Consider the following 11,107-nt stretch of genomic DNA (forward strand, 5'->3'; position numbering starts at 1 on the left):
TAGGACGAATTCGTTAGCTATCAAAAGTAACGACTAACCGAGAAGCCCCCAATTCAAACAGTCCGTTAGGACGTTAAGTGGCGGGTAGTTCACTCAAGAAGTATTAATAATTCCTAGACGTTACCAATGGAACAATATAACTGGCGAAACTATCAAGGTGAAGCATTACCTGTTTTGGCAATTACACCATCGCTACATTGGATTTTAGCGGATAAATTTGGATAAGGATCAGGTTCGATGGGACTTCCTGGGGACTTTACACCGCCATCAAAGTTTGTGCGGGCAACATATGGCAAACAAAATATTCAAGGTGTAGATAACGAGGAAGAGGGCGTGGCGTATCGGCCGTTTTTCGTATCCTATCAAATTGTGAGGTTCCTAAAGGTGGAGTTATAACGGAAGAAGTTATATTAGACACTACCATCTATACAAGCGCCATATGCATGGAGTCCGGTATTTGTACCGGGCTCATTCTTTTTAATGTTGCATCAATTCATTTATAAATATAATTATCTTATTTCAGCTTAAAAGGTTCCATATTTTCAAATTCTACAAGTTGATAGGTTTATTAGTTATGCACATCTTTAATGTAATCTTAGAAATCTCAGAAAATCACATTCATATATACTCTCTGTGCACTCTGGAGATGTGCATAGTGCCCTAAAATTTGGTATTATAGCTGTGTATCATATAATTTATAGTCTTAATATATTATTATAAGAATGTATTTTTCTACTAATGGAAGGGGATATATTATGTTAACTGAATTACAAAAAAAGTTTTTCTCAAAATTGAGAATTCAACCAAAAGAAAATGTGGAATTTGAAGATTTGCATACAATTCTTTTACAGATGGGGCACTTATTACCGTATGAAAACATAGACATTATGGAAGGAAACATGCAAAATTTTTCTAAAGATAATATTGAAGAAAAACTGCTTTTAAAGAATCGTGGCGGATTATGCTATGAGATTAATTCTTTATTATATTATTTTTTGTGTGATTGTGGATTTAATGTGTATCGAGTAGCTGGAACTCTATATAATCCGAAAATAAGAAAATGGAACCCTGATGATGGCCATGTACTCATCGTTTTACAGCACAAAAATGAAAATTATATAATAGATGCTGGTTTTGCATCGTATCTTCCTTTACAACCTGTTCCTTTTCATGGTGACAGTGTAACTTCTGTGACGGGAGAATATCGTGTTCGTAAAAAAAACACAGAGAAAGGGACTCACGTATTTGAAATGAAAAAAGGGGAAAATGGAGAAACTTCTCATTTTCTGGATTCTGATCTTACTGATACCTGGTCTATTGGCTATGCTTTTTATTTAAATGTAATTAATGAAAAAAAAGTGAATGCTATACAGAATATGGTTATAGAACATCCGGAATCGCCGGTAAATAAAGGGAATATTATTTGTAAATTGATTGATCATGGCCATATTGCACTTACTAAGCAAAGTTTTACAGAAACCCAACATGGTAATAAATCTAAAAAGGAAATAACAGAGAAACAATATTATCAAATACTTAAAGATAAGTTTAATATTTTTTAGGTAAATAACATGAAGGAAGTTAGCTATAAGCTTTTATGAATTGCAAGAGGGCAAATAATAATGCATTTTTTCATTGTATCTTGCATTTTAACAGAATTGAGCGAAGTAATTGATTTTGAACTAGTTATTTTCTTTGCTTGGATAGCGGCATTATCAGGTGGGGGAAATTTAAAACTTTAAAAGTGATTAGCTTACAAGTTCAAGAAGGTAAATTCTTTGGTATTATAGGACCTTCTAGATTTGGCAAGACTATGATATTAAAGGCTTTTTTGCAATTAATCGGATTACTAATATTATAATGGGGTGCAAAGTTTATCTATCATTGGTATACCAGCCATCGCTCAAATGATTGCCTTTCTAATATTTAATAATATTCATATGGGATACATACTTCACTTCAATTACAATTTAATCATTATACTATTTAACTATATAGCTTCTATATAGAATAATTTACCACTAACAATAAAAGAAAAGGAACCCCTGCTGCAAGGTACCTTTTCCAAGGGGTATAACTCATTACTTAAGCGGCCGTTGGTTAAGTATACCGCTTAGACTGTTACATGAGTTATGTTTTTATTATACATTGATCATAACAAAAATATTATCATTAGTGAAATTAACATTCATTTTAATACAATGTGTACATCAATTTATATCCAATAATTTTGAAAGTGTTTTCAAATATAAAATAGTCATAGAAAAGGCACTCCTAGGAGTGCCTTTTCTATGACTTGAACCACGTTCCTATATATAATCCCCATCCCATAAAAATACTTCCTATAAAACAGAAGCCTAGACATCAATAGAATTCATTTGAATAATAGTTTACATATGTGTGGGTGGTAACAGTAACGCCACATCATGAATATGAGATACGTTACGCCTTTTGGTCTAAGAACCTACTTTATAGAAAGTACCTTTCTCATACATTTTACCACATGTATCATTGAGTTTATTAAGTATTTTGTTAATATGCACAATTACATAGTAAATACCATTAAAATAGGAGAAAAGAAAATGAAAAAATAAGTGTCTTCAATATATTTCATATAATTACATTTAAAACTTATATAACTAGATGATATTTATATAATTAGGGAATAAGATGCAGTGGATGTGTAATCTACTAATCTACGAGGAGGAAATTTCACGTTTAAAAAATTTGCATTGATTGTTGTGGCGACAGGTTTTATCTTGTCAGGAGGTACAGGCCTTATTTCAGCAACAGAAATATATTCAAATATATACAGTGTTGATTGTGGTAAAACTGTACCAACCACTTGGTAATAAGATGACTTTCGCTCAAGAGAATTTATGCCAACTACAATGGTGAAGTGTGGATATACGTTTTATTTGAAAGATGCTTATGAAACAAAAGGCTGGACAGGTACTTACATACGTTACTAATGAGAGAAAACGGCACTTTTTGAGTGTCATTTTCTTTATAGATGTAGGTTTAAATCTTAGTTTGATTAAAACGAAATGATAAAACCCTATTTTATCCCCACAAAAAAACTCCACTTTGAACAATCTCTCTTCAAAATGGAGTTACCTTTAATACGAATCTATGAATGCTTGCAACAAGGTTCATTCTTTTCATTAACCTCACACCCACAAATATTCTACTGATACGGTACATATGTTTATAAGCTACAACTTAATGAAAACGATAGGAGCTGCATTTCTTACGAAGTAGTTTTTACTTTTTCCATAAACTCTTTATTTAATTTCAGACCCTCTAGATATGAAGACATGAACGTACTACCTGTTTCTCCTTTTGTTAATTTAGGGTCAGAAAACAGTACATCTAGTGCTGCATCAAACTCTGTATTTGCTTCTTTAAACGTTTCCGCAGCTTCATCTAACTCTTTAGGCGGAATTGTAGCTATTATGTTTGTTAGATGTCCTCTAGCCTTGTTCACAAGGTCCATGACAGCAAGATGATCTACTTTACCATCAACTGTAGGAACTTGCGCGTCTTTGAAACAATCAAGAAACTCTTTAATTTCTTTTTGATCTACTTTAATGTACTCTTCTCTTGAAATTCGACGTAAATCGCAATTTTTCTCATAGAGTTTTTCACGAGCGTCAACACCTAATTTTTCAAGAAATAAGTTGTTATATTTATCTTATACAGCTTTGTCTTTATCACTATAATTATCAAAGATAGATGATGTACGACTAAGATTTTCTTTCGCCTTTTCAAGGTTTTTCATCTCTAGTTCTAACTGTTTAACATATTCTTTGTGTGCATCTTTAAATTCCGAAGGGGCGGAAAGTTTCTTTGAATCTTCTAGAAGTGAGATGCGTTTTTCAATGTTCTCTTTTCTTTCTGTAATGGAAAGAGATTTGTCATTCCCTTTTTTTATCCCTCCGCTAACATCAACCTGTTCTTTTGCAACAGCATCCAAGTACTCCTCTTCCGTTAATGTTGAACACGCAGACAAGATAAGCATTGGAAATAGTATTGTTGCGATAACTTTACGTAACTTCATATATTTATCCTTCTGTATATACGCATAAAATGCTATTTTAACATACAAACGTCCAATTAGGCACAAAAAAAGGATAGTACAGAAAGGGTATATAAAGGGCTGTGTATGGTCTTTATCCTTCCTTATAGGAAATACTTTGAACTACTCACCACTTAACAACCTTACGGTTGAAGTGGGAGATTCCTAAATACAGAAACCAAGGCTATCTCTGTAGTCCCTAAGGTTAAAAGAAGAAGCGCTTCATTTCTAAGATTAAGCGCTTCGTTTCGATCGCTATCGTGATGTGTGTCACAAGAAGGATAATCCCACTCTCTAATAGTTAGATTTTAACATCTCTGTTTTTGTAGACATAATTGGCTAGAAGCAAATGTTCTCGATACGACAATAATTTGTTTGCCGTAACATTTTGCTTTATATTCCAACATGGTTCGAAACTGTGGCCGTGATTCCTCACTAAATGCTTTTGCTAACTTATGATTCTTTAACATATTTGATACTTGCAAATCCTCTATATCGATAACATCGTGGTTTTTGATGATTTCAGTTGAGATTATGTCTAAGTAATCCTTTATAGCATTCGTCATGTATTCATGAATTCTAGCTAGCTTTTACTCGATGTTTTATTCCATCTAGAAGAGTCTTTTGTCCTTCTAGAAAGAACACGCTGTGCTTTCACCAATTTCTCTTCTAATGATTGAAGAAGTTTCAGTTTTTTATAGATTGTTCCATCAATCAAAAAAATTTGGTGTTTGTGACAAATTACAATAATCTCAAATGGATATGCAGCCTATTATGGTTCTTTTATTGATAAAACTCTAGTTGATAAATATTTTGAATATAAATTATTAAACTTTTCGATTTGATAACCTAATTCCACAAAATAGTAAAGGATGAAAAATTTTACAGAGCTATTATACGGTCTATTTGACACTCCAACGGCTAAAGCCACAAGCTGACTATCATCAGTGGGATTCTTGCTACCAAAGGCGAAGTCTATTTCTAGTATCGCCGATGTGCAAGATTACGGTGTGCCATCACCACTCCGTATCCAGTGCATATAGCAGATACGGCACTCATTCTATTACCAAACGAGTCAGATTGTGAATTCTCAAATGTATTTTAGAGTCTTGTGCTTGACGACTCAATACATTTTACGGAGTAGAAGAATTTGTTACTCCAACCTCATATGTATTCTGTTTTCAGAGAACAAGATTGTTTTAGAGACCTTTACTTGTCTATTATGAAAATTATACCATTTCAAATTCTTGATATACAGAACGTACCTTCGGTGTTTTATTTGTACATTGCACTTGAGCTCACTCTCATCCCCCCCTAAAGTGGGTGCTATCGCACCGTACCGTTCGGAAAATCTGTAAAGCGGCGAGAATCCTATCTCTTGTGTTAATAAAGCTGTAGAAACATAAGATGGAATATTCTGTATTATATTTCTACAACTTCAAATCATTTACATATTTAGGGGATAAAGTTATGTTTGTGATGATATACAATAAATGGAGGGAAGGGATTTTATTATGTTAAAAAAAGTAGCATTAGGGATTTCGTCGTTAGCAATCACTACATTTTTAGGTTTAGGAATGGCAACAGAGGCATCTGCTGGTCCTGCAGCACCATTATCTTCCTTAAACGTTGTACAAGTAGAGTCTGAGCAAGGTGGGGTAGAGACGATCAATACTAATAACTTTAGTACAACAAGAAACCATGGGGGAAGTTACCTATATATTTACACAAAAGAAATTGGATATGGACAGAATCCAATTGCAAAAATGAATGGTTCAGTAGTAAAGAGTATTGGATCAACTGTAATTGGGGGCAACCCAATTGTTGGTTGGTATTATAAATGGGATGCATCTGGACATCAACAGGGGACATTTGAATATCAAAAAACCTCTATTAATTTCCCATTCAATACAATGCGTACGTCACTTTATATACAATAAATAACCAGGGATAAATTGTAGGAATAACTATTAAGATACGAGTTCTTATGGGGTTGTTTATTCTTTGAATTGAATACTATTTTTATAATGATATTTTTCGTTTGTTTTATAACTATGTTATCCATTTGTAAAAATTCATAGTCATGATGGCTCTATGTATCTATATAAACTTAGTTTTGGAGAATGGATACCTCGTACTATAGGGTGCTTTATAGTTTGGCAGAATTTAAAAAATTAAATATGAAATAATCAAGGACTCTGAGATTTGATACAAACAAATTAAAAAATAATGTTCAATAAATAAGTTGGTTCCTTTAGTATGTAAACCTTTAATTTTTAAAAAATACAGAATAAGAGGAGTTTTAATATGGAAAAACAAAGTCTAGCTATAGCTACTATTCTATCATTAGGTTTAACTGTATTTGGTGGTACTACATCTACATTTGCGATGGCTGAGCCAAACGATAATGTGACGTTTCAATCTACATCAAAATATATAGGAAATATACCGTCAAAGCCTAAAGACTGTAATAATGTAGACAAATATAAGCTGTGTACAAATAAAGAAGAAGCTGATGCTTGGGGGAAAAAACAATTTAGTAAGTGGAGCAAAGAAGAGAAATCTGCCATAAGAGATTATACAAAAAATGCAAGACCGTATAATGAATTTTTAAGAACACATGCGGGTAAATTAGATTCTGATCCTACAATGAAGAAAAAAATTGAATCCTTAGATAAAGCATTAAATAGAAAAGAGGCAAAAGTGAATGACAATATAAAAGTGTATCGAGGGGATGATGCATGGATTTTTGGAAAGGGGTATGATAATTCCATAATAAAAAATGGCAAGGTTGATAGGGAGAAATTCAAGGAAATACAAAAAGAATTCCAAGGGAAAACAATAACAGAATTTGGATATATAAGCACTTCTATACTTATTGATGCCGGATATGCCAAAACAAGACCAGTTATGACAGAATTTAAGGTGGGCTCTGGGACTCATGGTGCTTATATGAATTCAGATGACTTGACTGCATACCCAGGGCAATACGAATTATTATTGCCAAGAAATACAGTTTATAAAATTGAAAAGATATATATTGCTATAGATAACAAAACTCAAAAAGAACAAATAAAAGTGGATGCTACAATTAAATAAATTTAATGAAGTTAAATTTTAAAAAATAAAGTGATTTAAAATAACGATAGAGATTATACGAAGCATTTAAATAATTCAAATAAAAACCGTAAGGATTTCTAATCTTTACGGTTTTTATCATTTTAGCCAAGAAGATTCCTTCCTCAAGGAGCGTGAAGGGTCACAGCTTCTTGAGTAGGCGGGAGATGAATTGACTTCGAACAAGGGATGGCAGGCATCCCTTGTTCGACATATATATAATGTTACTTTGCTATCTATCGAATATATTTTAGATAAGTTTAATTTGATATTCTTGAAGCCAGCTATTTACTTGAAGTAGATAATCAATTAAACCTCTTGCCTCATTACCAGTAATGATTTCATCTGTACCTAGTGCAATTGAACGAACCTTTTCTACGTTAATAAGAGGTAGAATAGGAGATGTATTATCGTTTAATACATCTAGCATCCATTCACTAATTCCTTGTAAATAGGCGTTATCTTTTGTACTTGGATATGCACTTTTTTTACGATAGCATACATCTGTGGGAAGAACAGTCTGGAAAGCTCGACGTAAAATTCCCTTTTCAATATTATCGATACTTTTTATTTCAAACGGTACATTCCAGAGATATTCAACAAGTCGATAGTCGCAAAATGGAACACGTACTTCAAAACCTGTCATCATGCTAGTACGATCTTTTCTCTCTAACATAAAAGGTAGGAAGCGTGTAATAAACATATAAGACATTTGACGTTGTTTTGCTTGTAAATTATTTTCTCCTTCTAAAAAAGGTATTTCATGTACAGCTTCTTGAAAACGTTGTTTTTGATAGTCAATAGGATTTATTTTTGTTTTTAAGTCCTCTGATAAAATTTCTGTAATATAAGAATAGTTTACATTCCAAGGGAAAATATCCGCTTTTAAAAACTCTTCTTGATGGAACCAAGGATATCCAGAAAAAACTTCATCTGCTGATTCTCCAGAAAGGGCTACTGTAGCATCTTTTTTCATTTCTCTAAAGAGAAGATACAAAGAAGTTTCAAGTTCCCCAACACCTGGTAAGTCACGAGCCCTCATTGGAATTAATAAATTTTCAATGAGCTTTTCAGATCCTAATTCAAAAGAATGATGTTGCGTTCCAACATGTTCAGATACACGTTGTACCCAAGGTTCATCTCGATCTCGGCGAAGAAAATCTTCTTCGAAATCACGTTCTTCATTTGTAAAAGTTAGAGAATAAGTATGAAGTTTCTTTCCGATGTGTTTGAATTCATTTCCTGCTAACCCAGTTAAACCACTGGAATCTAAACCTCCAGATAACATAGTAACCACGGGTCTATCGGCAACTAATTGTCGTTTTACTGTATCCTCTAAAATGGAATGAATTGTATTAACTGTAGTATTTATATCATCTGTATGTGGTTTGCTTTCTAGTTTCCAGTATTGCTTACTTTTAGTTTTATTAGAAGTAAACAGAATGTAGTGTCCTCCGCGTACTTCATGTAAATCTTTAAATACTGCATGACCAGGTGTTCGCATTGGACCAAGACAGAAGATTTCGGAAAGACCTTCTGTATCCACCTCTGCTTGTACATTTGGATGAGAAAGTAATACTTTTATTTCGGATCCGAAGATAACTGAATTATCACGTTGTGCAAAAAAGAGTGGTTTTACTCCTAAATGATCACGAGCTAACATAAGTCGCTGCAATTTCTCATCCCAAATACCGAAGGCAAAGATTCCATTAAGGTGTTGTACACAATCTTCTTTCCATTCTAAATACGCGTGTAATAATACCTCAGTATCTGATTTTGTTTGAAATACATGTCCTAAATGCTCTAGTTCAATACGTAGCTCTTGGTAGTTATAAATTTCTCCATTAAATGTTAGTGAAACAGTCGTCTCCCCATCCTTATACAACATAGGCTGTAGACCACCTTCAGGATCAATTACAATAAGGCGACGATGACCAAAAGCTGCATGCTTAGAGAACCAAAATCCTTCTGCATCTGGTCCACGATGTATAATAGAATTTGTCATGTTTTTTAAAGTTTCTTTTTGTTTAGAAAGGTCCATTGACCAATCAACCCATCCCGCTATTCCGCACATATATAATACCTACTTTCCATTTGATTAGTAAACATCATAGTATTTCTATAAATTTTTTGTTTAGTAAAAAGTTTTTAATCATATAAATAATGCTTATTTATATGATGCATATCGTTGATTTTTCGTTATTTTTGGTTGTATTGCCTGTTATGTTGATACCACCTAATAGGTGTATCAACAATTCCTTGTGCAATTGCAAATACCCGTATTTAATAATCGTCTAACTCTAAAGTTGCTGACCTTGTTATTATAAAAACAGCAACCTTTGAAGAGGGGGAGCATAAGTACCTGTCGATGCTAGAAAACCAAAAGCAGAGGCAGTATTAATAATTACACCGTGAATATCTTATACCCGCATTTTTCTACCGGCAGCAATAATACCACAGGTTACGCCATGCTAATTGATATTAATGATACGATGGTAATCATTAATATTGTGGTCTAAAACAGGAGTGGGATAGCCAGTACCTGTATTTTTGAGCATAATGTCAATTCTTCCAAAGGTTTGAATAGTTATTTCTATTAATCATGCAGCTTCTTCAAGCCTTGAAACATTTGTTTTTACAATAATCGCTTCTCCACCATTTTCCTAGATGGCTATAGTGTTTGCCTTATCTAGATTCGCACTAAAATGAGCCATTACAACTCAATTCTCTTTTTGAGCAAACTTTAATGCGTTTTTTTATCAATTCCTATGGCTTCAACTGTGATAAAAGCGGCTCTTCTCGGGTTTAGTGTTATTCATCTCCCTTATTTTTATATAATGAATGTTAAATGTATTTATACAAAATTGTTATTAATTGAAAGATTAATAACAACTATCTGTATTGTAACTCTATTTATAATTCATTAAAATTTAGATATATTTACTAATAATTAAGTAAATCTTAATAAAGGGAGTATTAAGATGAATTTTGAACAAATGGAGTATATCGTAGCGGTAGCGGATACTGGATCATTTACTAAGGCTGCACTCCAGTCTCACGTTACTTTATCAGCAATTAGTCAATCTATTTCTTTGTTAGAAAGTGAACTGGGAGTAAAACTCTTTGCACGTTCACGAGGATTGGGGGCAGTTCCCACTTCTGAGGGGAAATCAATTATAAAAAAAGCTAGTGAAATTCTACTGCAAGTAAAAGAATTGAAAGAAGAAGCGCAAATCTATAATCATACTTTAAACGGGGAGTTAAGAATTGCGACAATCCCTGGACCTATGCATGTACTAATAAATATAATTTCGAAATTCAAAAAGGAGCATCCTTATGTAAATATAAAGGTTTATGAAAAGGATCATAAAAAAATACTAGAAGACCTTCAACAAGGTGAGATTGATATTGGATTTATTGCATCATCAGAGAAGTTTAGAGAGAGGCATAATAATTTTACATTTAATAAAATAATAGACGTTAAAATAGTTGTGGGAGTTAATAAAAAATCTCAACTTGCATTAGAGAAAATTCTTGTACCAGAACAGTTAGTAAATCAGGCTTTGGTTTTATATGATGATGAATACATCCGGGGTAGCATTAATAAGTTATTTTCTAAGTATGGGAATGTGGATATATTATTCATCTCTAATAATACGCAAGCAATAGAAAATGCAGTGAAGCAAGAACTAGCTATTACAATTGGATTGGATTATTCATTCAAACATAATCTATTAAATAATCAAAACGAAATGGTTTCTATTGAATTAGATGTACCTAATCTTGAGCCTCTTTCTTATGGATGGATCCTTAGTAACGACAAGCAACCTTCAAACATACTAGTGAGGTTCATTAATAAGCTTCAGTTTGAGTAGAAGATTAGTTTAACGAGTTTCCCGAAAGAATTCTCCT

The 11,107-nt window shown here is 32.9% G+C and carries 7 protein-coding genes and 2 pseudogenes; 5 read left to right on the top strand and 4 right to left on the bottom strand.

Features of this window, described 5'->3' with window-relative positions:
• Positions 1 to 225: 225 nt before the first annotated feature.
• Both COK05_RS31805 and COK05_RS16395 read left to right on the top strand, forming a co-directional pair.
• Positions 226 to 455: pseudogene (locus tag COK05_RS31805) on the top strand (linear amide C-N hydrolase); the annotation flags it as partial.
• A gap of 300 nt (positions 456 to 755) precedes the next feature.
• Positions 756 to 1,562 (top strand): arylamine N-acetyltransferase family protein, encoded by an 807-nt coding sequence (locus tag COK05_RS16395; RefSeq protein WP_098613412.1) that lies wholly within the window; start codon positions 756 to 758, stop codon positions 1,560 to 1,562.
• Between the two features lie 1,688 nt (positions 1,563 to 3,250).
• Here COK05_RS16395 and COK05_RS31810 read toward each other — a convergent pair.
• The 3 genes and pseudogenes from COK05_RS31810 to COK05_RS16410 all read right to left on the bottom strand — a co-directional run.
• Entirely contained in the window at positions 3,251 to 3,487 is a 237-nt protein-coding gene (locus tag COK05_RS31810) for a hypothetical protein (RefSeq protein WP_255290337.1), read from the bottom strand.
• 207 nt (positions 3,488 to 3,694) lie between these two features.
• Positions 3,695 to 4,060 (bottom strand): hypothetical protein, encoded by a 366-nt coding sequence (locus COK05_RS31815; protein WP_255290338.1) that lies wholly within the window; start codon positions 4,058 to 4,060, stop codon positions 3,695 to 3,697.
• 161 nt (positions 4,061 to 4,221) lie between these two features.
• A pseudogene (locus COK05_RS16410) lies at positions 4,222 to 4,796 on the bottom strand (RNA-guided endonuclease TnpB family protein); the annotation flags it as partial.
• Between the two features lie 796 nt (positions 4,797 to 5,592).
• Between COK05_RS16410 and COK05_RS16415 the strand changes: the two are divergent.
• Both COK05_RS16415 and COK05_RS16420 read left to right on the top strand, forming a co-directional pair.
• Positions 5,593 to 6,018 carry a DUF4879 domain-containing protein gene (locus COK05_RS16415; RefSeq protein ID WP_098613416.1) on the top strand — a complete coding sequence of 142 codons (426 nt, stop codon included), beginning with the start codon at positions 5,593 to 5,595 and terminating at the stop codon, positions 6,016 to 6,018.
• A 367-nt stretch (positions 6,019 to 6,385) separates the two neighbouring features.
• Positions 6,386 to 7,177 carry an ADP-ribosyltransferase gene (locus tag COK05_RS16420; RefSeq protein ID WP_098613413.1) on the top strand — a complete coding sequence of 264 codons (792 nt, stop codon included), beginning with the start codon at positions 6,386 to 6,388 and terminating at the stop codon, positions 7,175 to 7,177.
• Between the two features lie 268 nt (positions 7,178 to 7,445).
• Here COK05_RS16420 and asnB read toward each other — a convergent pair whose 3' ends face one another.
• A complete protein-coding gene (gene asnB, locus COK05_RS16425; protein WP_098613414.1) occupies positions 7,446 to 9,269 on the bottom strand; it encodes an asparagine synthase (glutamine-hydrolyzing) in 1,824 nt (607 codons plus the stop codon).
• Between the two features lie 907 nt (positions 9,270 to 10,176).
• Here asnB and COK05_RS16430 point away from each other — a divergent pair.
• Positions 10,177 to 11,070 carry a LysR family transcriptional regulator gene (locus tag COK05_RS16430; RefSeq protein ID WP_098613415.1) on the top strand — a complete coding sequence of 298 codons (894 nt, stop codon included), beginning with the start codon at positions 10,177 to 10,179 and terminating at the stop codon, positions 11,068 to 11,070.
• Positions 11,071 to 11,107: the final 37 nt, after the last annotated feature.

Source organism: Bacillus cereus, assembly GCF_002567495.1.
Lineage (GTDB): Bacteria > Bacillota > Bacilli > Bacillales > Bacillaceae_G > Bacillus_A > Bacillus_A cereus_AQ.

Coding starts and splice junctions, on each gene's coding strand:
- COK05_RS16395 (WP_098613412.1), top strand. CDS start 756: ATGTTAACTGAATTACAAAAAAAGTTTTTCTCAAAATTGAGAATTCAA.
- COK05_RS31815 (WP_255290338.1), bottom strand. CDS start 4,060: ATGAAGTTACGTAAAGTTATCGCAACAATACTATTTCCAATGCTTATC.
- COK05_RS16430 (WP_098613415.1), top strand. CDS start 10,177: ATGAATTTTGAACAAATGGAGTATATCGTAGCGGTAGCGGATACTGGA.
- asnB (WP_098613414.1), bottom strand. CDS start 9,269: ATGTGCGGAATAGCGGGATGGGTTGATTGGTCAATGGACCTTTCTAAA.
- COK05_RS16415 (WP_098613416.1), top strand. CDS start 5,593: ATGTTAAAAAAAGTAGCATTAGGGATTTCGTCGTTAGCAATCACTACA.
- COK05_RS16420 (WP_098613413.1), top strand. CDS start 6,386: ATGGAAAAACAAAGTCTAGCTATAGCTACTATTCTATCATTAGGTTTA.